Consider the following 24635-nt stretch of genomic DNA (forward strand, 5'->3'; position numbering starts at 1 on the left):
GCCCCGCCGTCGCCGCCGCGCTCGCCTCGCCCTGCCGCCGCGGCCGTCGCCGCCGCGCTCCCTCAATTTCCCCTGCGTGGGGGCTTGGAATCCCGCGGATCCTGTGTTATCATGACTAACACTGTCGCGCTGGTGCGCTTAATACTTTTCGTTTTCGAGGAAAGTGGGCTTGTCCCGCTTTCTTTTGTTGTTAGGGCACTTCAGCGCGAGACGTCAGGTCCGACGCGAGGTCAGAGGAGGTGCGCGTGCTCAGCGCGAAAGAGAGAAAGCTGCTTGAGGCGCTTGAGCCGCGGGCGGCTCAGGAGGGCATCGAGATCGTCACCATCGAGGTGGTGGGGGCCAAGAAGTCCCCGACCATCCGCGTGTACGTCGACGCGGACGGCGGCGTGAGCTTCGACGTGCTCGCCGCCTCCCAGAAGTGGATGGGCGACATCCTCGAGGTGATCGACCCGTTCCCCGGGGCGTACGTGCTCGAGGTCTCCTCTCCCGGCATCGACCGCCCGCTGCGCACGCGCGAGCACTTCGAGCGCTTCGCCGGCGAGACGGTCTGCGTGAAGACCAAAAGCCCCGTCGACGGCCGCAGCTCGCTCACCGGCGAGCTGCGCGGCATGGTCGGCGACGACGTCGCGCTTGACGTCGACGGCACGCAGGTCCGCGTGCCCCTCGGTGTTATCAAACGTGCCCGCGTGAAGGGCACGATCGACTTCAGCTCATAGGAAGGAAAGCGAAGACGATGGCAACTTCAGAACTGATCGAGGCTCTGCAGGCGTTGGCCCACGAGCGCAAGATCGACGAGTTTTACCTGATCGAGCGCCTGGAGGCGTCGCTGGCGAAGAGCTATCAGCATATCCTGGACCTCGAGTGGGACGCGCGCGTGACCATCGACCGCCAGACCGGCCACATCTACGTGTACGAGCTCGTGCCCGTCGGCGAGCCTGACGAGGAGACCGGCGAGTACTCCGAGTTCGAGGAGCGCGACGTCACGCCCGACGACGTGAGCCGCATCGCCGCCCAGAACGCCAAGAGCGTCATCTCGTCCATCGTGCGCGACGCCGGCCGCCAGTCCATCTACGAGGAGTTCTCCGACCGCGTGGGGGACCTGGTCACGGGCACGGTGCTGCAGGGCACGCCGGACTTCACCATCATCAAGATCCGCGACGGCGTCGAGGCCGAGCTGCCGCACTACGACGTGAAGCGCTCCAACGGCGAGCGCAACGAGCGCCCGTCCAACGAGCACTACCGCCACAACCAGCGCATCAAGGTGCTCATCATCGAGGTGCGCGACCCGAACTCCGACGCCCCCCGCGCCCGCGGCGAGCAGGCGCGCCCGCCCATCGTGGTGTCGCGCACCCATCCTGACCTGATCCGCCGCCTGTTCGAGATCGAGGTCCCCGAGATCTACGACGGCGTGGTGGAGATCAAGTCCATCGCCCGCGAGCCCGGCGCGCGCTCCAAGGTCGCCGTGGCCTCCCGCGAGGCGAACCTCGACCCGGTCGGCGCCTGCGTGGGCCCGAAGGGCAGCCGCGTCCGCATGGTGGTCGAGGAGCTGCGCAACGAGCGCGTCGACGTGATCCAGTGGAACGATGACCCGGCCGTCTACGTGGCCAACGCGCTGTCGCCGGCGAAGGTGTCGCACGTGACCATCGACGAGCCGAACCACTACGCCACCGTGGTGGTCCCCGACGACCAGCTCTCGCTGGCCATCGGCAAGGAGGGCCAGAACGCCCGCCTCGCCGCGCGCCTCACGGGCTGGCACATCGACATCAAGTCGGCGAGCTTCTCGAGCATGCTCGACGGCTTCGAGAACGAGCTCATCGACGAGGATGACGTCGAGGACGACGACTTCTGCATCTACGTGGGCGAGGACGGCTCCCGCTGCCGCAACCACGCCCGTCCGAACAGCCGCTACTGCGGCGTTCACGCCGACCTCGACGAGGCATAGGGCTTCAGGCGGCGAGGCGGCATGATGATGCAGGAGACGAGGAAACGGCAGCGCAGCTGCATCGGCTGCGGCACGCAGGCAGGGAAGGCATCCCTGCGTCGCGTGGTGCGCGCGTCTGACGGCACCGTCTCCTATGACCCCACGGGGCGCGCCGCCGGGCGCGGCGCGTACGTGTGCTCAAGCGACTGCTTCGCCCGCGCCTGGAAGGGCCGCAAGCTCGACCGCGCCCTCCGCTGCAAGCTGAACGAGGATGATTACACCAGGATCGCGGACGAGCTTGCCCGCGGTTGCGGCGTCGATATCGACAAGACAGAGGAGTGATATATGGCCAGCATGCGTGTACATGAGTTGGCGAAGGAATTTGACATGACGAGCAAGGATCTGCTCGATCGCCTTCATGAGATGAAGATCCCGGCAAAGTCGCATGCGAGCGTGCTCGCCGATGCCTATGTCGACAAGATCCGCAAGAACCTCGCGCCCGAGATCAAGCAGCGCGCGGGCCAGCTTGCCGCCGAGGAGGAGGCCGCGCTCAAGAAGGAGCAGGCCGAGGCCGCGCGCAAGAAGGCCGAGGAGGAGGCCGCCCGCCGCGCCGCGGTGGAGAAGGAGCTCGCCGAGCGCGAGGCCGCCCGCGCCTTCCGCGCCGAGAAGGGCGGCGCCGAGCAGCCCGCGGAGCCCGCGAAGAAGCCGCTCAAGAAGGCCCCGGTGTCCTCGGGCTTCGAGTCGCTCAGCGCGCAGATCGCCTCCGAGAAGGAGCGCGTCGAGCGCGAGAAGGCCGCGTCGCGCGCCCGCGAGCGCGCCCGCAAGGCCGCGGCCGAGGTGGCCAAGAAGCAGGCCGTCGAGGAGGCGCTGCGCAACCGCAAGGGCAAGGGCGCCAAGTCCTCCGCCCACCACGCGGCGCCCGCGACCCGCGAGCACGCGCCCGCCCCGGCTCCCAAGCGCGCCTCCAACTTCAGCTCGCTGCTCTCGCAGATCGAGGCTGAGAAGCAGCGCATCGAGGCCCAGAAGGAGACGCAGGCCCAGGCCAAGAAGGCCCAGGGCGCAGCCTCCCGCGGCGGCGGCGCCAACCGCGGCAGCCGCGGCGGCGCGAACGCCGGCGCGCAGGCCGCCCGCGGCAAGAAGGGCAAGCGCGGCGTGCAGGTGGTCCCCGAGCTCGAGGCCCTGACGCCCAAGGGCGAGGACCGCTACGCGCAGATGGCCGTGCAGGCCGAGAAGCTCCAGCGCGACAAGGTGCTCGCCGAGGCGCGCGCGGCGGTGGCCGCCGCCACCACGCACGAGGGCGAGGGGCGCCGCAAGAAGCGCAAGGAGAAGCGCGAGGCCGAGGCGCGCGAGCGCGCCGAGATGGAGGCCATCGAGCGCGGGCTCGACCCCGAGCTCGTGCTCGACGAGAGCGTGGTCGAGGTGCCCCAGGGCGCCACGGTCGCCAAGTTCTCCGAGGTCCTCGGCGTGCAGCCCAACGACGTGATCAAGCGCCTGTTCATGCTCGGCCAGGTGCTCACGCTCACGCAGTCCATGAGCGACGAGCTGATCGAGCTCATCGCCGACGACATGGGCCGCAAGGTGCGCGTGGTGTCGCCCGAGGAGGAGTACGCCGTGGTGTACAACGACTCCGAGGACGACCTCAAGCCGCGCCCGCCGGTGGTCACCGTCATGGGCCACGTCGACCACGGCAAGACGTCGCTGCTCGACGCCATCCGCCACACCGGCGTGGTGGCCTCCGAGGCCGGCGGCATCACCCAGCACATCGGCGCCTCGGTGGTGAACATCGACGGCCGCCAGATCACCTTCATCGACACCCCGGGCCACGAGGCGTTCACCGCCATGCGCGCCCGCGGCGCCCAGGTGACCGACGTCATCGTGCTCGTGGTGGCCGCTGACGACGGCGTCATGCCGCAGACCATCGAGGCCATCAACCACGCGAAGGCCGCCAACGTGCCCATCGTGGTCGCCGTCAACAAGATCGACAAGCCCGGCGCCAACCCCGACCGCGTGCGCCAGGAGCTCGTCGAGCACGGCGTCATCCCCGAGGAGTGGGGCGGCACCAACATGTTCGTCGAGGTCTCGGCGAAGAAGAAGCTGCACATCGACGACTTGCTCGAGACCATCCTGCTGCAGGCCGACGTGCTCGAGCTCAAGGCGAACCCCGACGCCGAGGCGTCCGGCTTCGTGATCGAGGCCAACCTCGACAAGGGCCGCGGCCCGGTGGCCACCGTGCTCATCCAGCGCGGCACCCTGCACACCGGCGACGTGCTGGTGGCGGGCACCTCCTACGGCCGCGTCCGCGCGCTCATCAGCCCGCGCGGCGAGCACGTGGCCGAGGCGCTCCCGGCCGACCCGGTCGAGGTGCTCGGCCTCTCGTCGGTGCCGACCGCGGGCGACGAGTTCCGCGTGTTCGAGGACGAGCGCGACGCCCGCAAGCTCGCCGAGGAGCGCGCGCTGCGCGAGCGTTTGGCCGCGCAGGAGACGAAGAGCCACATGAGCCTCGACGACCTGTTCAACCGCATCGAGGAGGGCAAGCAGACCGACCTCAACCTCATCGTGAAGGCCGACGTGCAGGGCTCCATCGAGGCGTTGCGCGACGCCTTCGAGAAGATGGACCAGTCCGAGGTGCGCATCAACATCGTGCACTCGGCCGTGGGCGGCATCACCGAGACCGACGTCACGCTGGCAGCGGCCTCTGACGCCATCATCATCGGCTTCAACGTGCGCCCGACGGGCAAGTCGAAGGCCCAGGCCGAGAAGGAGAAGGTGGACATCCGCCTGTACCGCGTCATCTACCAGGCCATCGAGGACATCAACGCCGCGCGCGTGGGCCTGCTCTCGCCCGACATCGTGGAGGAGGACACCGGCATCGCCGAGATCCGCGAGACCTTCAAGGTGCCGAAGGTGGGCACCATCGCCGGCTGCTACATCGTCGAGGGCGAGATCAACCGCGACGACAAGGTGCGCATCGTGCGCGACGGCACGGTGATCTTCGAGGGCACGCTGGCGTCGCTGCGCCGCTTCAAGGACGACGTGAAGTCCGTGAAGCAGGGCTACGAGTGCGGCATCGGCATCGAGAAGTTCCAGGACCTCAAGGTGGGGGACACCATCGAAGGCTACCAGGTCAAGGAAGTGGAGCGCACGGAGTAGAACCCGCCTTGCCGCGGCGGGGCCCTCGGGTCCCGCCGGTCGGCCAGACGCCGGCATGGCACGTGCTCGGGCAGTCCTCGCTTGGTGTGACAGCCCGCAGGGCTGTCGCAGTCGCTGCGGAATCTGCGCGCGAGCCACGCCGGCGCCCGGCCGACCGGCGCTTCGGGGGCTGTGAGCTTGCTTGTGCTCGCTCGCTTCGCGTCCTGCGATTCGTTGGGATTGGACGTAACGAACTTGTGAGGCTACTGGGTCCGGGGGATCTGGTAGCCTTCTCTTAGATAGACGACAAGGAGGTGCACCGTGAAACAGGGTGCTTCCAACCGCAAGGTTAACGAGCAGGCCCGCGAGGTGATCGCGTCGATCATGCTCTTCGAGATCTCCGACCCGCGCCTGCACCTGGTCACCATCACCGGCTGCGAGGTGAGCTACGACCGCAGCGCGTGCAACGTGTTCTACACCACCGAGCCCGAGCGCTACGAGGAGGTGGAGGCGGCGTTCGCGGCGGCGCGCGGGCGCATCCGCTCGCTCATGGCGAAGGAGCTCTCGTGGCGCGTGGCCCCCGAGCTGCGCTTCCACCTGGACCGCTCGGTCGACGAGGCGGAGTCCATCGCCTACGCGCTCGACCGCGACCGCGAGCGCAACCTCGGCGCGGCCGAGGCGGAGGCCGCGGAAGCGGAGGCGGGCGCAGGGGCTGGCGCCGCCGGGGACGACGCCGCTGCGGCTGCGGGCGAGTAGGCCTGCATGAGCGTCACACCCCAGACGAACACCACGCTCCCGGCCATCGCCGAGGCGCTCAGGCAGCATGACGACTTCGTCATCTGCGGGCACGTCAACCCCGACGGCGACTGCCTCGGCTCGCAGCTCGCGCTCGCGCACGCGCTGCGCGCGCTCGGCAAGCGCGCCACCTGCCTTCTCGCCAAGGACGACCCGATAGGCGCCTCGCTCGGCTTCCTGCCGGGCCTCGCCGACATGACGCCCGCCGCGGCGTACGCAGACGAGCATGCCGCGGCGCCCGCGGTGTTCGTGGCCGTCGACGTGCCCACGCCCGAGCGCCTCGGGCCGGACGCCGCCGCGCTCCACGCCGCCTCGGCGCTGAGCGTCACCGTCGACCACCACGCCGTGCCCGAGCGCATGTCGGACCTGAGCTACACCGACCCTGACGCCGCCTCCACGAGCATGCTCGTGTGGGAGCTTGCGGCGCACCTGCTCGGCGAGGAGGGCCGCGCGCGCCTGCCGCAGCTGGCGGCTTGCGCGTACGTGGGCCTCGTGACCGACACGGGGCGCTTCCAGTACCAGAACGCCGACCACGCGTGCTTCGCCGCCGCGGCTCAGATGGTGGCCGCCGGCGCCGACCCGGCCGGCGTGGCGCGCGAGGTGTACCAGAGCCGCACGCTCGCCTCGGTGCAGCTCGAGGGGATCGCGGTGTCGCGCATGCGCCTGCTCAGGGAGGGGCGCGTGGCGGTGAGCTGGATCACGCAGGAGGACATGGCGCGCCTCGGCGCCGCGAAGGCCGACGCCGAGCCGCTCGTCGACGTGCTGCGCTCCATCGGCAGCGTGCGCGTGGCGTGCATGCTGCGCGACCAGGGCAGCGAGGTGCGCGGGAGCTTCCGCGCCAAGGACGACACCGACGTGGCGGCCATCGCGCGCGAGTTCGGCGGCGGCGGGCACAGGGCGGCCGCGGGCTTCACCCTGCCCGCGGGCATCGAGGGCGCGCTCGACGCGGTCACGCGCCGCCTCGAGGCCGTCGAGCTTGGCGAGGACGCGGCATGAGGCGCGGGGAGTCGGGGCTCTGCCTCATCGTCGGCGTGGACAAGCCGAGCGGCATGAGCTCGCATGACGTGGTGAACCGCTGCCGGCGCATCTTCGGCGAGCGGCGCGTGGGGCACACCGGCACGCTCGACCCTCTGGCCTCGGGCGTGCTGCCCATCTGCGTGGGCCCGGCCACGCGCCTCGACGCCTACCTCACGGGGCACGACAAGCGCTACGTGGTGCGCGTGGCGTTCGGCGCGGCCACCGACACCGACGACGCGCAGGGCGAGGTCATCCGCACCTCTCCCGTGCCCGACGAGGTGTTCGACCCGTTCTTCGCCGCCTCCTTCGTCTCCTCGCTCGTGGGCGCGTCCAAGCAGCTCCCGCCCGTGTACTCGGCCATCAAGGTCAACGGCAGGAAGGCGTGCGACGAGGCGCGCCGCGGCAACATCATCAGCATGGAGCCGCGCGACATCGAGGTGTACGCCGCCGAGCTTCGGGGCGTCTACGGCGCCGACGCGTCCGAGCCGCCGGCGTGGGAGATCGCGTTCCACGTGTCGAAGGGCACCTACATCCGCTCGCTCGCGCGCGACATCGGCGCGGCGCTCGGCTGCGCGGCGCACGTGGGCAGCCTGCGGCGCACGAGCGTGGGCAACCTCACGCTCGACGAGTGCGTGAGCCTCGAGACGCTCGCCGAGGTGGGGACCCGCGCGGCGCTCGACCCCGTCCGGCTGCTCGGCCTGCGCTTCGCCTTCGCGGACGCCGCCGTCGAGCGCGCGGTGGCGAACGGCAACCAGCTGCCGAAGGACGCGCTTGCGCTCTGCGAGCGCCGGTTCGGCCCGAGCGCGCTCGAGATGTGCGCCTGCACGGCGGGCGTGCGCGAGAGCTGCGAAGACGTGCGCCCCGGAGAGCTCGTCGCCGTGGTGGCGGGCAACAAGCTCGCGGGCATCTACGAGTATGACGGCGCGGCGCGGCGCTACAAGACGCGCTGCGTGTTCCAGACGGGGGTGAGCCGTGGCGACCTATAGGGCCAAGGACTTCGACGCATCGCTCTTCGCGGGCGCCTCGTGCGCCTTCGGCGTGTTCGACGGCGTGCACGCGGGCCATCGCTTCATCATCGGCGAGGCCGTGCGCAAGGCGCGCGAGCTCGGCGCGCGCGCCGTCGTGGTGACGTTCGACCGCGACCCCGACGAGGTGTTCGCGGCGGGGGAGCTGCGCAAGCTCATGTCCAACGAGCAGCGCCTGCAGGCGCTCTGCGAGCTCGAGGGCGTCGACGACGTGGTCGCCCTCGCCTTCACGCGGGACTTCGCCGCCCTTGAGCCCGAGGCGTTCCTCGAGCGCGCCTTCGGCGGCACGCACGTGCCCGCCGCGCTCTTCGTGGGCCGCGACTTCCGCTTCGGCGCGCGCGCCTCGGGCGACGTCGGCGTGCTCGAGCGCTGGGGGGCGCGCCACGGGATGCTCGTGGCCCCCCATGACCTGCTCGAGCTCGACGGCGCGCCGGTCACCGCCACGCGCATCCGGGGCCTTCTGCAAGAGGGGGCGGTGGGCCAGGCCGCGCGCCTGCTCGGCGCGCCCTACCGCATGGCCGGCGTGGTGCAGCCCGGGCGCGGCGAAGGGCGCGACATGGGCTTTCGCACGGCGAACCTGCACGTGCCCGACGAGCTGCGCGCGCTCGGCGACGGCGTCTACGCGGCGTACGCGCACGTCGGCGGCATGCGCTACAAGGCGGCGGTGTCGGTCGGCGTGTCGCCCACCTTCGAAGGCAAGGCCCTCGCCAACGTCGAGGCGCACATCCTGGACTTCTCGGGCGACCTCTACGGGGACGTGGTCGAGCTCGAGTTCATGAGCTGGCTGCGCCCCATGATGACGTTCGCCACGCTCGAGGACCTCATCAGCACCGTCAACGGCAACATCGCCTGGGTGCGCGAGAACCTGTAGGGAAGCGGGGAGGCGCTGAGGGCGCCAAGGCGCCCGCGCGTTTTGTTCTTTCGCCCAATAAAGCGCGGAAGAGGGCTTCACAATTCCTTCAAATACTTTAGAATGTCTCAAATATTGTTTTCAGCTGAGAATGCCGAGCTGGAAGGTCGTACCGACACCCTCGCGGTGTTGCAAAAAAGTCAAGGAGGACACAAGTGACTACACAGGTCGCATGGCTCGCCCCCATTTGCGCACTCATCGGCATATGCGTGGCAGGCTACCTCGGAGGCTGGGTGCTCAAGCAGGACCCGGGCTCTGAGAAGATGAACAGCATCTCTGTGAAGATCCAGCAGGGTGCCAAGGCGTTTCTGATGAGCGAGTACAAGCTGCTCATCATCTTCATGGCCGTCGTGGCTGTCGTGATGGCCGTGGCGCTGTCTCCGCTCACGGCGCTCGCGTTCGTGACCGGCGGCGTGCTCTCGGCCGCGGCGGGCTACGTGGGCATGCACGTCGCCACGCGCGCCAACACGCGCACGGCGCACGCCGCCGAGGAGTCGGTCGCCAAGGCGCTCAACGTGAGCTTCAAGTCGGGCCTCACCATGGGCTTGTGCGTGGCCTCGTTCGCCCTCATGGGCCTCTCGCTATGGCTCATCGCGCTCGTGTTCAGCATGATGGCCGGCGTGTCGCCCTCCCAGCTCACCGCTGACTTCATGTCGCTCGTGCACCACAACGTGGGCATGGTCGAGGGCTTCGCCACCGGCGCGTCCGCCGTGGCCCTGTTCGCCCGCGTGGGCGGCGGCATCTACACGAAGGCCGCTGACGTGGGCGCCGACCTCGTGGGCAAGGTCGAGGCCGGCATTCCCGAGGACGACCCGCGCAACCCCGCCACCATCGCCGACAACGTGGGCGACAACGTGGGCGACGTGGCCGGCATGGGCGCCGACCTCTTCGAGTCCTACACCGGCGCGATCCTCGCCCCCACCATCCTGGCCGCCACCTTCGGCTCGCTCGGCGGGTACTTCGCCACGGGCGACCTCATCTGGGCCGTCGTGACGCCGGTCGTCATCGCGGCCTGCGGCATCATCACCTCGATCATCGGCCTGTTCGCGGTGCGCACCAAGGAGGGCGCCGCGCTGCACAAGGCCCTGAACCGCGGCACGTATCTGGCCGCCGGCCTCGAGATCATCGTGATCTTCTGCATCTTCCTCATGTGGGACTCCCAGTCGACCGAGGCGCAGCCGCTCTGGCTGTTCGGCTCCGTGATCTGCGGCCTCGTCGCCGGCCTCGCCATCGGCAAGATCACCGAGTACTTCTGCTCCGACAAGTACAAGCCGGTCCACAAGATCGCCGAGTCCGCTGAGACGGGCGCGGCCACGGTCATCATCGAGGGCATCGGCACGGGCATGCTGTCCACCATCGCCCCCATCGTGCTCGTGGCGCTCGCCATCATCGGCGCGTACACGTTCGGCAACCTGGCGTTCCCCAACGCGACGGCCGAGGGCGGCATCGCCGTGGGCCTGTTCGGCGTGGGCCTCGCCGCCACGGGCATGCTCTCCAACACCGCCATCACCATCGGCGTCGACGCGTACGGCCCCGTGGCCGACAACGCGGGCGGCATCGCCGAGATGGCCGGCCTGCCCGAGGAGGTGCGCGACCGCACCGACTCGCTCGACGCGGTGGGCAACACCACGGCGGCCATCGCGAAGGGCTTCGCGATCTCCTCTGCGGGCCTGTCCGCCATCTCGCTGTTCGTCTCGTTCCAGGCGACCATGCACCACTCCATCCCCGCGTTCTCGCTGACGCTGACCGACCCGCTGATCGTGGCCGGCATCTTCATCGGCGCCATGATGCCGTTCATGTTCGCGGCGCTCACCATGGGCGCGGTGTCGCGCGCGGCTCACGCGATGGTCGAGGAGGTGCGCCGCCAGTTCCGCGAGATCCCCGGCATCATGGAGTACAAGGCCGAGCCCGAGTACGACAAGTGCGTGGGCATCTCCACCACGAGCGCGCTGCGCGAGATGATGACCCCCGGCATCATCGCCATCGTGGTTCCGGTCGCCATCGGCTGCTTCAACCCGGCCATGCTCGGCGGCTTCCTCGCCGGCGCCGTGTCCACGGGCATGCTGATGGCCATCTTCATGAGCAACGCCGGCGGCGCGTGGGACAACGCGAAGAAGTACATCGAGCAGGGCTACCATGGCGGCAAGGGCTCCGCGGCCCACAAGGCCGCCGTCGTGGGCGACACCGTGGGCGACCCGTTCAAGGACACCTCGGGCCCGTCGATGAACATCCTCATCAACCTGATGACCATCGTGGCGCTCACCTTCTCGCCGCTGTTCATCACCATCCAGGCCATGCTCTGAGCCTTCCGGGCGAAGATTGAGACAGGGGCGCCTCGCGGTTCGCAGGGCGCCCCTTTTTGCTGTCGCGCGGAAGACGCGGGCGCGGTGAGCGCTGGCGCTGCGAGGAAGGCTGCCGCAGGAGTGTGCGGATCTGCGCGAGCGCGGTGGGGTAGGAGTGGCGATGACATTGGCCTCTGCGGGTCGTCTGGCGGCGATTAAGCGCTTCACCTGCGGAAACGCAGCTTGTCACGCAAACGGGTGACGCGGTTTCCCCGCGTGCGGGCGGAAAAATCGCCCGTTTGCGTGATAGCGCGCAGGGTGGGCGCCGGGGCATACTGGCGCCACGTTAGCAAAGGTGCGCGCCGCGTGGCGCGCGGGAAAGAAGGAGTTTGCTGGTATGAAGATCCTCGGTCTGGGCGTTCCGGAGCTCGTCATCGTCTTGGTCGTCGTTCTGCTCATCTTCGGGCCCAAGAACCTCCCGAAGCTCGGCAACGCCATCGGCAAGGGCATCAAGGGCCTGCGCAAGGGCATGGAAGACGGCGACGAGGCGAAGAAGGACGACGAGGTCGTCGAGGAGGCCGTCGTCGAGAAGGTGGAGAAGCTCGAGGCGGTCGAGGTGGTCGAGGACTCGCCGGTCGAGGAGGCCAAGCCGAAGGTGAGGCGCGTGGTGAAGAAGAAGGTCGCCTCCCCCGAGGAGTAGCGCTCTCCTCTCCCGTGATCGCCTCTGAAGCGTACCGCTGCGTCAGCGGGCGAGGGGAAGGGCCACGGTGAAAGCGGTCCCTTCGGTCTCGCTGCTGGCGACGGTGATGGCGCCGCCGTGATCGCGCGCGACCTCCTGCGCGATGGCGAGTCCAAGTCCGTAGCTGCTCGCATCGCGCGTGCGTGCCTTGTCGCCGCGGTAGAAGCGGTCGAACACGTGAGGCAGGTCTTCGGGCGGGATGGTCTCGCCGCTGTTGCGTACGACGAGACGCGCCTCGTGACCCACCTGCTCGAGCGTCACGTGCACGCGCCCGCCTTCGCCGGCGTACTTGCAGGCGTTGTCTACGAGCGTCGACACCAGGCGCTCGAGTCGTTTGGCGTCGCCGCACACGTGCACTTCGGGCGCAAGGTCGCTCTTGAGCAGGATGCCGCGCTCGAACGCCACCGACTCGAACTGGAGCACGAAGCTCTCCGCAAGGTCGGTGAGGTCGACGTCGCGCGCCACGCGCTCGGCAGCCGGCGTGTCGTCGAGGCGCGCGAGCTCGAGCATGTCGTTCACGAGGCCCTGCATGCGCGCGGCTTCGGCCTGCGTGCTTTCGACCCACTGGCTCTGGCTGGCCACGGTGGCGTCGGGGTGCGTGCGCAGGATGGCGGTGTTCGCCATGATCACGGTGAGAGGGGTCTTCAGCTCGTGCGACGCGTCGGCGGTGAACTGCCGTTGCTGCTCCCACGCGCGTCCCACCGGGCGCAGCGCCCAACGTGAGAAGAACACGTTGATGGCGAGGAAAGCCAGGAGCGTGGCTGCCCCGATGATGACCAGCGTGCGTGCGAGCTGGTCGGTGGAGCTGAGATAGCTCGTGTCAGCGAAGGCGACGAGCGTGCCGCCCTTGCAGCTGAGCACGGCGTAGAGCAGGCTCTCGCCCGCGACCTCGCCGAAAGCCTCGCCGGGGCCTTCGGCGAGGTTGTCTGCCTGCGTCTTGGCGACGGACGTCGCATGGTCCACGGAGCCGTCGGGGATGGTGGCGGTCGAGTGCATGCCGAGCAGCTCGTAGCTTCCGTCGTCGAGCATGCGGTAGACTGCCACGGGTATGTGCGGCGGAGCGGCGTCGGCGTGCTTGCCGATGCGCGGCGGCCCGGCGGCGCCGCCCGCTTCCGGGACGTCGGCTCGCTCGACCTCCTCCCGTGCGGCGTTTTCCAAAGTAACGCGCAGGACGTCCTGCATCTCGTCGTACTTCGCTTGGTAGTCGAGGCGGCACACCACGCCGAACGACACCGCCACCACCAGCGTGGCGAGCACCATGTTGAGCGCGATGAACTTGACGCGCAGCTTCCTCAGCATGAGGCTCCTCCCTGAACGCTGGCGGCGTCAGGCGCGGCGGCCTCACCTGCGTCACCCGCGTCCGAGGCGCCGCCCGCGCTCATCGCGCCCACAACGTCGTCTGCGTCGCCTGTCCCCTTCGCGTCCACGGCGTCATCCTGCACGAGTCGGTACCCTGCCTTGCGGATCGTCTCAACCTTCGCCGTCGACCCGAGGTGCGCGAGTTTCTTTCTCAGAAACGAGATGTAGGCTTCCACGTTGTTGTCGCCCGCGCTCGACTCGACGCCCCACGTCTTCGCGATCAACGTGTCCTTCGAGATGACGGCGCCGGGGCTGCCCATGAGGATCCGCGCGATGGAGAACTCCTTGAGGCTCAGGTGAATTGACTTGGCGCCGCAGGTCAGCTCGTAGCTCTCGAGGTCGAGCGTGAGGTCGCCGGCGGCGAGGCGCTCGAACACCACGTCACCCTGACGGCGCGTGAGCGCGCGCAGGTGCGCCATGAGCTCGGCGGGCGAGAAGGGCTTGGTCATGTAGTCGTCGGCGCCCGAGTCGTAGCCGAAGATCTTGTCGGTGGTGGCGTCGCGCGCGGTGAGCAGCAGGATGGGCGTGCTCACGTGCGCGCGACGCAGCTCGGTGGTCACTGCGAAGCCGTCCTTCCTGGGCAGCATCACATCGAGGACGACCACGTCGTAGATGCCCGTCTCCGCGTACGCCGCGCCCGCCTCGCCGTCGTGCACGACATCCACCCGGTAGCCGTTCTCCTCAAGGATGTGGGCGAGCGCCGCGGCTAGCCGCGCGTCGTCTTCCACGATAAGAACATGCACTGCGATCTCCTTCTCGACTCCGCTCGGCGGCAGAGCGCGCCTTTTGCTGCGTGCATGTGCCCGTGCGCTCGCGCACGTCCGCCTGCGCAGCACGCGTTCGGCTAGGCCAGCGGCAGGTCTGCCTGAGTCTATTGTAGCGGGCATCCTTAAATCTTCCTGAAAAGGCGCGGGGCTGTTTCAGGAAGACTTAAGGATGCGACTGTACCATGCGGGGTGGTGTTTCCCGGCACCGGCGCGGCGCGCCTCGGCGTCTCCGCGCGCTTTCCTTGGGAAGGCGCGTCGCGCACCCTTACAGCGAATGTCAGCCTGACCGGGCCGTGGTTGAGGGGCTTGGCGGCCCCAGCTGGATAATCGACCTCCCTGCAGGCAGCGATTTCGAGGAGAGCCATGTCCGCCTACGCCGAGGTGTTCCAGCGCGTCGAGAAGAAGTACCGCGTGAGCGCGTGGCAGCGCCGGTGCGTCGAAGAGGCGCTGCGCGAGTTCATGGAGCCTGACGCCTACGGCGTCACGCGTGTGACCAGCGTCTACTGGGACACGCCGTCGCGCTCCCTCATCGCGCGGTCGCTCGAGAAGCCGCTCTACAAGGAGAAGCTGCGCTTGCGCGCTTACGGCATCGCGGCAGGCAAGGCGCTTGCAAGCACGTTTCTCGCCGCCGGCGCGGCAAGCGGCGCGCCGGCGGCCCATGCAGCGGATGGGGCCTTGCCGCGTCTCGCCTCTTGCCATCTTGGGCGGAGCGCGAGGCGCGGAGCCGAAGGATCTGGCCCCGAGCGCGTGACGGCCGCTTCGCTCGCGGCGGCTTCGCCCGCCTTCGCCTCCTCGGCCGCGCTGGTCTTCGTCGAGCTCAAGAAGAAGTACCAGGGCGTGGTGTACAAGCGCCGCGTGGGCATCTCGCTTGCGGCAGCGCAGGCGTATCTGTCCGGGATGCCCTACGAGCAGGCGTGCGAGGCATTCCCGCTCGACGACGCGGCGCTCGCGGCAGAGTCGCTCTCCGCTCGCAGCGTGCAGATCGCTCGCGAGATCGACGCCATGCGCGCCCGTCACGCGCAGCTCTCGCCCTCGATGGGCATCGCATGCGACCGCGTGGCATGGCTGCCGCGCGCCGAGCACGCCGTTGGGCTCGGCGAGCTGCGCGTCACCTTCGACAGCGCGCTTTCCTGTCTTGACGGCGCCGCCGCATGCGGCAGGCGCGGGTCGTGGGAGCCCGTCATCGACAACGCGGAGTCCGTCATGGAGATCAAGGGCGCGGGGCCTTTGCCGCTGTGGCTCGCCGCGGCGCTCTCCGGCGCGCAGGCGTACCCCACGTCGTTCTCGAAGTACGGTGCCGCCGCGCAGATCGCCCGCGCCCGCGCCCATGCGCGCCCTGCGCCCGTCTTCTCCTCCGTTCTCGATTTGAAAGGAGGCCGCTGTGCTTGATGTGGCTTTCTCCTCGGTGTTCGGCACCGCCGATTCGCTCGTCTCGTCGGTTTCGACCACGAGCTTCCTTCTGTGCTGCGCCACGAGCATTGCGCTCGGCGTGTGCGTGGCCGGCGTCTACATGTTCCGCCACCGCTACTCGAAGAACTTCGTGGTGACGCTCGCGCTTCTGCCGCTCATCGTGCAGATGGTGATCACGCTGGTCAACGGCAACCTCGGCGCGGGCATCGCCGTGATGGGCGTGTTCAACCTCGTGCGCTTCCGCTCGATTCCCGGCAGCGCGAAGGACATCGGCAGCGTTTTCCTCGCCATGGCGATCGGCCTGGCCACGGGGATGGGCTACCTCGGCCTCGCGGTGGTGTTCACCGTGGTGGTGGCGATAGCAAACGCGGTGTTCGTGCTCACGCCGTTCGGCCGGCCGCGCGAGCCGGGCAAGAAGCTCAAGATCACCATCCCTGAGGATCTCGACTACGACGGCGTGTTCGACGGCGTGCTCGCGCGCCACGCCGCCGAGTACGAGCTTGTCGAAGTGCAGACCACCAACATGGGCAGCCTGTTCCAGCTTGAGTACGCCGTGCGCTTGCACGAGCCTGGGCGCGAGAAGGCGCTCATCGATGAGCTGCGCTGCCTCAACGGCAACCTGAAGATATCGCTCGGTCGCATGCCCCAGCCGCGTGAGTCCCTGTAGAGAAAGGCGCGAACATGACAAGACTCGCTCCCACCCCCTGTCACCCTGGGCGGAGCGCGCGGCGCGGAGCCGAAGGATCTGGCCTCGAGCGCGTGATGGCCGTTCTGCTCGCAGCCGCCTTGCTCTCCCTCGCGGGATGCGCGGCGGGCGACCCTGCGGCGAGCTCCGCAGCCGGCGCGAGCGGCGTGGACGCAAGTACGAGCGCGAACGCGGGCGGGCCGTCCGAAGCTGCCCTCAGTTCCGACGCGCTCGCCATCAACCTCGAAGCCATGGACTTCGACTACTCGGACTGCGACAAGGACGCCAGCTACGATGCAGCCGCGGCTACGCGCGTTGCACTTGCAGGTGACGCGGCGAGCGTGGAGGGCGCGGGCGCCTCCGCTGAGGGCTCCGTCATCACTGTGACGGCGGCGGGCACCTACGTGGTGTCGGGAGAACTTGCGGACGGCCAGATCGTGGTTGACGCCGCCTCCGAGGACAAGGTGCAGCTCGTGCTCGACGGCGCGCGCATCCACAACGCTGACGGCCCGGCGATCTACGTGAGGAAGGCTGACAAGGTGTTCGTCACGCTGGCCGCAGATTCCGCAAACGCGCTCACCGACGGCGCGGACTACGTGCTCGACCAGGACGACGAGCCGAACGCCACGCTTTTCTCGCATGATGACCTCACGATCAACGGAACGGGATCGCTCGAGGTCACGAGCGCGTACCGGCATGCCGTCTGCTCGAAGGACGACCTCGTGGTCACGGGCGGCGCGCTTTCGGTGAGCGCCGCGGAGGACGGCCTGCGCGGGCGCGACTGCGTGAAGATCGCCGACGGCACCTTCGCCATCACGGCAGGCGAGGATGCCGTCAAATCGAGCAACGACGAGGACGGATCGCGCGGCTTCACGTGCATCGACGGCGGCACGTTCGACATCACCGCCGGTGACGACGCGGTTCACGCGGAAAGCGTCCTGCGCGTGACCGGCGGCAGCGTTGACGTGGCGACGTGCAACGAGGGTCTCGAGGCCGAGCAGGTGCAGGTGAGTGGCGGCGAGGTGAGCATCGTGGCGAACGACGACGGCGTGAACGCCGCGGCGCGCGACACGGTGACGGGCGGTGCAGACAACGCGCCGGGCGTCTCCGAGGGCAGCTGCCTTCTGCAAATAAGCGGCGGGCGCCTGGAAGTGGCCTCGGCGGGCGATGCGCTCGACAGCAACGGCGACCTTGCGATCACGGGCGGCGCCGTCATCCTGCATGTGCCCGCCAACCCCGACGACACGGTGGTCGACTGCGACGGCTCGATCTCGCTTGCGGGCGGCACGGTGACGCAGGTGGCGGCCGACGGCACCGAAACGCAGCTCACCCAGGAGCTCATGGGGCAGATGGGCGCGGGCGGCGGCATGGGCGGCATGGGCAAGGGCGGTCCCAGCGGCATGGGCGGCGAGGGCGACAAGGCGCTTCGCGGTCCAGGCGCTGCACCAGAAGCCCCCGCCAAAGCCCCCGACTTCGCCGCCGTCGACCGAGACAGCTTGGAGGGTGTTGGCTAGGATGGCATGGGGCGCCTAGCTCGAGATGACGCAAGGCGCCTATCTCGCTTGGGGCGGCACGAAGGCGCTGCTCTCCTAGGATGATAGTCCCTCCTGCATGTCTGCTCGGGTAGACGAGGTTGGTTGCGCGCGGTTGCGCGGCAGGCCTTCTTTTGCGCGCGGTTCGGTTACAATGGCAAGCTGTGACTTGAAACAGGCGAGCTGTGGCTGAAGCCACCCGCGAGCGAAGGAGGGGAGACGATGGAGAACGAGGCCCTGTCGCGCGCGCAGCGCGCGCGGCTTTCCATCGGCGGCTTCGCGAGCTGCCTCGGGTTCGTGTTCGCGGCGCTGTTCCTCGACTCGTTCGGCGCGCAGTCGCGCGCGGCCTTCGGGTTTGTGCGCGCCGACCTCGCAAGCGTGCTCTTGTTCATGCTGCTCGCGTTCTCGTGCGTGCGCGCGGCCGGCCCCGAGCGGCGCGCGTCGCTGTTCTCGGCGCGCACGCTCATCCCCCTGTCCGTTGCGGCGGCCGCCGGCGCGCTCATGCTGCGCGTCGCGATCGACCCCCTCTGCCGGCTTGTCCTCGGGGGCGTGTGCGTGGGGCTGCCCGCGGGCGTGCTTCTGTGCGCGTGGGGGCGCCTCCTCGGCGACGAGCCCATCGAGCGCTCGGTGCCCATGGTGTTCATCAGCGCGGCGCTCGGGGCAGCCGTGGGGTTCGCCTTCGACGCCGTGCCCGTGCGCAACGCAAACGCCCTGCTCGCGCTGCTGCCGCTTGCGAGCGCGCTTCTCTACCGCGCGCTCGCGCGACGCCTGGGCGCGGAGGCCGGCCCCGAGGCGCCCGAGGCCGACCCGGCGGCTCCCGCGCCTGAGAGCGAGGAGGCGAGCGCGCTGAGCGTCCGCATCATCGCGGGCACTTCCATCTACGGCTTTGCGGCGGGGCTCGTGGAGGCGTTCCGCTACGGCGCGGGGGAGCCCGCGTTCGCCGCGCCCGCGCTCATGCTGCTCCTGCTCGTGGTCTACTGCCTGGCCGCGCTCCAGCTCTTCGGCGACCACCCGCTCGCGGGCGTGCGCGCCATCCTGCCGGCGCGCGAGGACGACGCGAAGGCGAAGGAGGGCGGGCCGCTCGACGGCGCGTACCGCCTCGCCGTGCTGCTCATGGCGGCGGGCCTTCTGCTCACGCTCGCGCTCGACGAGCTGAACGACCTGGGCGAGGCCGTGGTGCTCGCGGGCTTCCTCGCTGTGCTGGCCGTGCTGGCGTCGCTCTTCCTGGTGATGGGGCGCCTCGGCGGGCGCGAAGCGGCAGGCGCGTTCGCGCGCGGCTTCACGGCGCTGTTCGCGGGCGAGGTGGTGGGCCTGGTGGCGGGCAACGCGCTCGAGGGCCTCGGCTTCGCGAGCATGGAGGCGACGGGCCTCGCGCTCGCGGGGATCGCCGTGCTCTACGGCTTTCTGTTCCTGTTCACCGAGCGCGACCTGAGAGCGCTCTCCATCGTGGTGGAGGACGTCGACGTGTTCGACGCGGCCTGCGCGCGCATAGCCGCCGACGCGGGCCTCTCGAAGCGCGAGACGGAGATCCTGCCCCTCGCCCTGCGCGGGCGCACGAGCGAGCGGATGGCCTCCGAGCTGTTCATCACGAAGAACACCGTCGACACGCACCTGCGCCGCATCTACGCAAAGTGCGGCGTCCACAGCCGCCAGGAGCTCATCGACCTCGGCGAGCGCACCGAGGCCGCCGTCCGCGGCGCGAAGTAGGGAAGCGAGGGGCGCATCATGCCGCAATCCGTGACGATATTCACCGACGGCTCGTCGCACGGCAACCCGGGCCCGGGCGGCTATGGTGCCGTGCTGCAGTTCCGCGACAGCGCGGGGACGCTCCACGAGCGCGAGCTCTCGCAGGGCTACGCGCGCACCACCAACAACCGCATGGAGCTCCTCGGCGTGATCGTGGCGCTCGAGGCGCTCAAGCGGCCCTGCGACGTGACGCTCTACTCCGACTCGCAGTACGTGGTGAACGCGTTCAACCAGCACTGGGTCGACGGCTGGCTCAAGCGCGGCTGGAAGAACGCGAGCAAGCAGCCCGTGAAGAACGTCGACCTGTGGAAGCGCCTGCTCGAGGCGAAGAGGCCCCACCGCGTGACGTTCGTGTGGGTGAAGGGGCACGCGGGGCATCCCGAGAACGAGCGCTGCGACGAGCTCGCCACCGCCGCCGCCGACGGGGAGGGCCTGCTGGAAGACGCCGGCTTCGACGGCGCCTAAATGCGGGTAGGGGGCATCATGCCGCCCTGGGCGGAGCGCCCGCGGCAGCGCGGTCGCCGAGAAAGTGCGAAGCGCTGACGCGCTTGCTTTTGACGCCACGAGGCTTGGCCGTTCCCGCGCGCTATGACGCGGACGCACACGTCCGAGCTCGCACGTTTTCGCGTCATTCCGAGAGAGAACCCTTTAAGTCGTCCTGAGCAATCGATCGCTCTTCTCACGCTGTTCCAGGCGGCTGGCTGCCCCCCTATGCCATCCTGGGCGGAGCACTCGAAGGGCGCGTATCCGCGATATCACTTGTGGTATTCTCAGGCAGTCCGCTGTCCTCCTCATGTCATCTCAGGCAGCTCGTTGTCCCCATTGTCATCCTGAGAAGCCGGGCTGTCCGACGCGGGGCCCGAGGTGCTCCTTCCGTCAGTCGCCGACGACGCTGCCGACAACGGTGCTTTTTCATCCACCCCTCAGGTGATCCTGGATGCAAAAGGACCGTTATCGGCGATTTCTCGGGAAAAGTGGATGCGAAAGCGCCGTTGTCGGTGGTTTCTGGGGCTCGGATCGCCGATAATGCCCTCTTTCCATCCAGCTTTTCAAAATTGTGGATGCAAAAGGGGCGTTGTCGGTGCTCAGGACGGAAAGGGGGCGTTGTCGGCCGCCCGGGCAAAGGCGCCATCGTCAGGCGCCTAAGAGGAGGCGCTGCGCCGCGCGCTTGCCATCGTCAGGCGCCCTGGAGGTTCGCGCAGTAGGCGCGGGTGACGATGCGGCGGGTGCTTCGGGGGAAGAGGTGGCGGTAGAGGGCCATGAAGTAAGCGTCGGTCATGGAGGCCAGGTAGTCCACCACGATCTGGTGGGGGTCGCCCGCCAGGTAGTCCTCGGCGCGCACGGTGCGGGAGGTGCGCGTGAGGGACGCCACGTGGTGCGTGAGCACCGGCGAGCTCTCGTCGCCGCGCGCGAGGTCGCCGAGCAGGCGCGCGTACATCTCCTCGAACATCTCCTCCACGACGTTCTCCGTGTCGCCGACTATGCCCTCCTTGAGGTAGATGAGCTCGTAGTTCTGCCGCTTGGCGCGCTTGAGGTCGGCGAAGGCCGCCTCGCTCATGCGGATCTCGTCGCGCCCGTAGCTCGCGTTCACGATGTCCACCGTGAGGTTGTTGATGATGCGCGCGTTGTCCACGCCGATGTAGTCGCTCTCGAAGGCGTCGAGCGAGGGGAGCGCGCCCATCGCGAGCGCGTCCTGGCGGTCCTTCCCCACGTAGGCGATCATGTCGCTCACGCGCACGACGCATCCCTCGAGCGTCGAGGGGCGCAGGCTGCCGATCGCCTGCTCGTCGGCGCTGCATGCCTCGACCAGCGCGTCGAGCTCCTCGAAGCTCGCGGTGTCCCCGCGTTGCAGCACCTGGCAGCAGAACTCGCCGTTGTGGCAGAGCACGCCGTCGAGCGTCTGCAGCGAGACGTTGCGGCGGTACAGGGCGTCGAGCACGCGCACCGAGTGCACGTTGTGGTTGAAGTAGCGGCCCGTGCGCGCGTGGAGGCTCTTCGACAGGAAGCGCTCGCCGGCGTGCCCGAAGGGCGTGTGCCCCACGTCGTGCCCGAGCGCGATGGCCTCGATGAGGTCGCAGTTCAGCCCCAGGAGCGCGCCGATGCCGCGTGCGATGCGGCTCACCAGCTGCACGTGCAGCCCGCGGCGGCAGATGTCGTCGTTCTCCACGAACGAGAAGACCTGCGTCTTGCCCGCGTAGCGGTTGTAGGCCGGCACGTTGAGGATCTTCTCGATGTCGCGCGTGAAGGCGCCGCGCGCAAGCGTGGCCACGTCGTGCGGGTTGTCCTCGCGGCGCTTGACGTCCTCGTCGGGAAAGCGCGCGGGGTGCATGCGCCCGGCGGCGCGGTCGGCGCGGATGGCGGCCTCGACGGCGGGGTCGAGCGTCAGGTAGGGGATGCTCTGCGCGGCGTGGTGGGTCATGAGCGCCTCTTCTCACGTGGGGTGTTTGCGCTTTATTGTATCCTCAACGCAGCGGTGTTCTACACTGTGAGCAAGCAAAACCTCAAGGTATGCGCGGCGCGGCGCCTGGCGTGCGGACCGCGCGGGCGCAAGGCGGAAAGGCGGGGCATGTCGGGTTTCACCCTCTTCGTGATCATCGCGGTGGCGCTCGCCGCCGCGGGCTTCGCGTTCCGGAAGAACGGCGAGATGGCGGGGCTCGGGCGCGCAGGCCGCCGCGGCGGCCTGCGCGCGCCGCACGGGCGCCTCGTGCGCACCAAGCGCCTCGACACCTTCGAGGAGCTGCCCTTCGCCGCGAAGTTCGGGCGCGTGGCGCTCCTCGCGCTGGCGACCACCGCGCTTGTCGGCGTCTTGTGCGCGCTGGGGGTGCTCGACCTCGCCAGCGTCATCCCGGTGAGCCTCGACGCGCTCGCGGTGGTGGGCATCGCCTGCGGCGTCACGCAGGGCGACGCGGGGGTCATGCGCTCGCTTTCCTACGCGCTGGTGGGCTACATGGCGGCGGGCATCGTCGCCACGCTCCTGGGCGTCTACGCGCTCGCGCCCGCCTTCGGGATGGGCACGCCGGGCATCAATGCGCTCACCATGGCGGCGGGTGCGACGGGCGCGGCCGCGGCGGTGGCGGCGATGCCGCTCGTGCGCACGTACGCGCGCGAGTTCGAGGACGGGCACGTGAACTCCATCCAGGTCACGTCGCGGTCGGTGGCCGCGCGCGCCTATGACGAGCTCGCCGACGCCGCCTGGACCCCGCCTGCGGACCGTGTCCAGACGGGCGGCGAGGAGACGGGGCTGCGCGCGGCCATGGAGCGCCGCCGCAGGAAGATCGAGAACGAGAAGTAGCGAGGCAGCCGACGAGGCGGCCCGGGATCGAGAGCTCAGGAAGGGACAGCGGCACATGGCGGAGGGCTTCATCAGCGAGGAGGACATCGCGCGCGTGCGCGAGGCGAACGACCTCGTGGCGGTGATCGGCGAGCGCGTGCCCGTGAAGCAGCGCGGGCGCGACTTCTGGTGCTGCTGCCCGCTCCACAACGAGAAGACGCCGTCGTTCAAGATCGACCCGGCGCTGCAGCTGTGGCACTGCTTCGGCTGCGGCGAGGGCGGCGACGTGTTCGGCTTCATCATGAAGACCGAGGACCTCACCTTTCCCGAGGCCGTGCGCAAGCTGGCCGAGCGCGCCCACATCGACGTCAAGGAGGCGGGCGGGCGCGGCGCCTCGTCGAGCAAGAAGGCGCGCCTGAAGGACATCTGCGCGAGGACGGCGGAGTTCTACCACACCCAGCTCATGCGCTCGCCCGCGCAGGGCGCCGCGTCCGCGCGCGCCTACCTGGCCGGCCGCGGACTCGGCGGCGAGGTGCCCCGCCGCTGGAACCTCGGGTACGCGCCGGGAAGCGGCGTGCTCGTGCGGCACCTTGCGGCGCAGAAGTTCTCGGCCGAGGAGATGATCGAGGCGAACGTGGCCGCGCGCGGGCGCGACGGGCGGCTGCGCGACCGCTTCTACAACCGCGTGATGTTCCCCATCTCCGACGCGCAGGGCGACTGCATCGCGTTCGGCGGCCGCGTGATCGGCTCAGGCGAGCCGAAGTACCTCAACTCGCAGGAGACGCCCGTCTTCCACAAGTCGAGCGTGCTCTACGGGCTCGACAAGGCGAAGGCGGCGATGGCCTCGACGGGCACGGCCGTGGTGGTGGAGGGCTACACCGACGTGATCGCGCTGCACGAGGGCGGCATCGGAAACGCGGTGGCCACGCTCGGCACGGCGCTCACGCTGCGGCACATCCGCATCCTCTCGCGGCACGCGCAGCGGAGGATCGTGTACCTGTTCGACGGCGACGCCGCCGGCCAGCGCGCCGCCGACCGCGCGCTGCAGTTCATCGACGCGTCCATGACGCCCGAGGCGGGCAAGAGCAAGATCGAGCTCTGCGCCGTGACGCTGCCCGACGACCTCGACCCGGCCGAGTTCGTGGCCGCGCGCGGGGCCGACGCGCTGAACGCGCTCATCGCCGACGCGCAGCCGCTTCTGGCTTACGGCATCGAGCGGCGGCTCGCCGCACATGACCTGGGCACGGCCGAGGGGCGCACGCGCGCGCTTGCCGACGCGCTCTCGGTGCTCGCGCCCATCAAGGACTCGCTTCTGGCGAAGGACTACGCCGTGCAGATCGCCGGGCGCGTGCGCGCGCGCGAGCAGGACGTGCTCGACCAGCTTGCGCACCTGGCGCCGGCGCGCATCGACGCGCACGCCGAGGCGCGCGAGGGCGGGGAGCAGGACCAGGCGCGCTTCGCGGGCGCGGGCGCGGGCGACGCCCCCCGGAACGCGGCCCCCACGCCGGCGCAGCGCTTCCGCAGCCTGCCGCCGAGCGAGCGCAACCGCCTGCGCTTCGAGCGCGAGCTCCTGAGCCTGCTCGCCCAGCACCCGCTGCTCGCGCTCGAGCACGCCGACGCGCTCGCGAGCACCCAGTGGCACAGCGAGGTGCACGCCGCGCTCGCGTCCGCCGTGCTCGGCGTGCTCGCGGAGAACCCTGCGGCCGAGCCGGCGGGCATCATCGCCGCGGCCTCCCGGGAGAACCCCGCGGCGGCGGGCGTCCTCACGAGCGCGCGTTTGCGCGAGGGGGTCGAGCCTGCCGCGGCGTGCGCGTATTTGTCCGAGGAGCTCGGCATCGGCGACGCCGAGGAGGCCGTGGCCTCGCTCAAGGTGCAGCTCGCCGACGCGCGCGGCATGGCGCCCGAGGAGGTCGACTTCGTGTTCAACAGCCTCGTGGCCATGCAGAAGGACCTCGCCGCGCGCCGCGCCGCCCACAAGCCCCACCACGACTAGCGCGCGGCTCGGGGGCGCGGCTAGGGGGCGCGGCTGCCTGCGCCCGCACGGCCG

20 protein-coding genes are annotated in these 24635 nt (G+C 69.6%); 17 read left to right on the forward strand and 3 right to left on the reverse strand.

From position 1 onward, the window contains the following. The first annotated feature begins 245 nt into the window (after positions 1 to 245). The 10 genes from rimP to tatA all read left to right on the forward strand — a co-directional run bounded on the left by rimP (position 246) and on the right by tatA (position 11779). Positions 246 to 716, forward strand: coding sequence for a ribosome maturation factor RimP (gene rimP / locus G7Y49_RS08800; protein ID WP_165173001.1), 471 nt, complete (start codon positions 246 to 248; stop codon positions 714 to 716). A gap of 17 nt (positions 717 to 733) precedes the next feature. Then, positions 734 to 1942: a transcription termination factor NusA gene (nusA, locus tag G7Y49_RS08805; protein WP_165173002.1), complete on the forward strand. Its 1209-nt coding sequence runs from the start codon at positions 734 to 736 to the stop codon at positions 1940 to 1942. A gap of 21 nt (positions 1943 to 1963) precedes the next feature. After that, positions 1964 to 2263, forward strand: coding sequence for an RNase P modulator RnpM (rnpM, locus tag G7Y49_RS08810; RefSeq protein ID WP_241157356.1), 300 nt, complete (start codon positions 1964 to 1966; stop codon positions 2261 to 2263). Positions 2264 to 2266: 3 nt separating this feature from the next. Next, positions 2267 to 5071, forward strand: coding sequence for a translation initiation factor IF-2 (gene infB / locus G7Y49_RS08815; protein ID WP_165173003.1), 2805 nt, complete (start codon positions 2267 to 2269; stop codon positions 5069 to 5071). 300 nt (positions 5072 to 5371) lie between these two features. Beyond that, positions 5372 to 5806, forward strand: coding sequence for a 30S ribosome-binding factor RbfA (gene rbfA / locus G7Y49_RS08820; RefSeq protein ID WP_165173005.1), 435 nt, complete (start codon positions 5372 to 5374; stop codon positions 5804 to 5806). 6 nt (positions 5807 to 5812) lie between these two features. Continuing rightward, positions 5813 to 6841, forward strand: a complete 1029-nt coding sequence (locus G7Y49_RS08825) for a bifunctional oligoribonuclease/PAP phosphatase NrnA (RefSeq protein ID WP_165173007.1) — start codon at positions 5813 to 5815, stop codon at positions 6839 to 6841. Next, on the forward strand, positions 6838 to 7848 hold the full coding sequence (truB, locus tag G7Y49_RS08830; protein ID WP_165173009.1) for a tRNA pseudouridine(55) synthase TruB: 1011 nt from the start codon (positions 6838 to 6840) through the stop codon (positions 7846 to 7848). Before G7Y49_RS08825 ends, truB begins: the two co-directional genes overlap by 4 nt. Beyond that, entirely contained in the window at positions 7835 to 8758 is a 924-nt protein-coding gene (gene ribF / locus G7Y49_RS08835) for a riboflavin biosynthesis protein RibF (protein WP_165173011.1), read from the forward strand. The genes truB and ribF overlap by 14 nt, the downstream gene beginning before the upstream one ends. A 194-nt stretch (positions 8759 to 8952) precedes the next feature. Further along, on the forward strand, positions 8953 to 11100 hold the full coding sequence (locus tag G7Y49_RS08840; protein WP_165173013.1) for a sodium-translocating pyrophosphatase: 2148 nt from the start codon (positions 8953 to 8955) through the stop codon (positions 11098 to 11100). 376 nt (positions 11101 to 11476) lie between these two features. Beyond that, positions 11477 to 11779, forward strand: a complete 303-nt coding sequence (tatA, locus tag G7Y49_RS08845) for a twin-arginine translocase TatA/TatE family subunit (RefSeq protein WP_165173015.1) — start codon at positions 11477 to 11479, stop codon at positions 11777 to 11779. Between the two features lie 42 nt (positions 11780 to 11821). Here the strand turns inward: tatA and G7Y49_RS08850 are convergent, their stop codons facing one another. Then, positions 11822 to 13117: a cell wall metabolism sensor histidine kinase WalK gene (locus tag G7Y49_RS08850; protein ID WP_165173017.1), complete on the reverse strand. Its 1296-nt coding sequence runs from the start codon at positions 13115 to 13117 to the stop codon at positions 11822 to 11824. Further along, entirely contained in the window at positions 13111 to 13920 is an 810-nt protein-coding gene (locus G7Y49_RS08855; protein WP_165173019.1) for a response regulator transcription factor, read from the reverse strand. Before G7Y49_RS08855 ends, G7Y49_RS08850 begins: the two co-directional genes overlap by 7 nt. 387 nt (positions 13921 to 14307) lie before the next feature. Here G7Y49_RS08855 and G7Y49_RS08865 point away from each other — a divergent pair, with 387 nt between their 5' ends. The 5 genes from G7Y49_RS08865 (at position 14308) to rnhA (ending at position 19782) form a co-directional block, all read left to right on the forward strand. Next, positions 14308 to 15333 carry a polyphosphate polymerase domain-containing protein gene (locus tag G7Y49_RS08865; RefSeq protein WP_241157357.1) on the forward strand — a complete coding sequence of 342 codons (1026 nt, stop codon included), beginning with the start codon at positions 14308 to 14310 and terminating at the stop codon, positions 15331 to 15333. Beyond that, on the forward strand, positions 15326 to 16021 hold the full coding sequence (locus G7Y49_RS08870; RefSeq protein ID WP_165173021.1) for a DUF4956 domain-containing protein: 696 nt from the start codon (positions 15326 to 15328) through the stop codon (positions 16019 to 16021). Before G7Y49_RS08865 ends, G7Y49_RS08870 begins: the two co-directional genes overlap by 8 nt. 95 nt (positions 16022 to 16116) lie before the next feature. Continuing rightward, positions 16117 to 17553, forward strand: a complete 1437-nt coding sequence (locus tag G7Y49_RS08875) for a carbohydrate-binding domain-containing protein (RefSeq protein ID WP_165173037.1) — start codon at positions 16117 to 16119, stop codon at positions 17551 to 17553. Positions 17554 to 17793: 240 nt separating this feature from the next. Beyond that, entirely contained in the window at positions 17794 to 19278 is a 1485-nt protein-coding gene (locus G7Y49_RS08880) for a helix-turn-helix transcriptional regulator (protein WP_165173023.1), read from the forward strand. A gap of 18 nt (positions 19279 to 19296) precedes the next feature. Continuing rightward, on the forward strand, positions 19297 to 19782 hold the full coding sequence (gene rnhA, locus G7Y49_RS08885) for a ribonuclease HI (protein WP_165173025.1): 486 nt from the start codon (positions 19297 to 19299) through the stop codon (positions 19780 to 19782). Between the two features lie 712 nt (positions 19783 to 20494). Here the strand turns inward: rnhA and G7Y49_RS08890 are convergent. After that, positions 20495 to 21736: a deoxyguanosinetriphosphate triphosphohydrolase family protein gene (locus G7Y49_RS08890; RefSeq protein ID WP_165173027.1), complete on the reverse strand. Its 1242-nt coding sequence runs from the start codon at positions 21734 to 21736 to the stop codon at positions 20495 to 20497. A gap of 147 nt (positions 21737 to 21883) precedes the next feature. On the opposite strand from G7Y49_RS08890, the gene G7Y49_RS08895 reads away from it, so the two are divergent. Together G7Y49_RS08895 and dnaG are read left to right on the forward strand one after the other, a co-directional pair. Beyond that, a complete protein-coding gene (locus tag G7Y49_RS08895; protein WP_165173029.1) occupies positions 21884 to 22609 on the forward strand; it encodes a hypothetical protein in 726 nt (241 codons plus the stop codon). 55 nt (positions 22610 to 22664) lie between these two features. Beyond that, the gene (gene dnaG, locus G7Y49_RS08900; RefSeq protein ID WP_165173031.1) at positions 22665 to 24581 is read left to right on the forward strand and encodes a DNA primase; all 1917 of its coding nucleotides are present in this window, start codon (positions 22665 to 22667) and stop codon (positions 24579 to 24581) included. Positions 24582 to 24635 lie beyond the last annotated feature (54 nt).

Origin of the sequence: Adlercreutzia sp. ZJ242, assembly GCF_011038995.1 — a bacterium.
Classification (GTDB): Bacteria; Actinomycetota; Coriobacteriia; order Coriobacteriales; family Eggerthellaceae; genus CAAEEV01.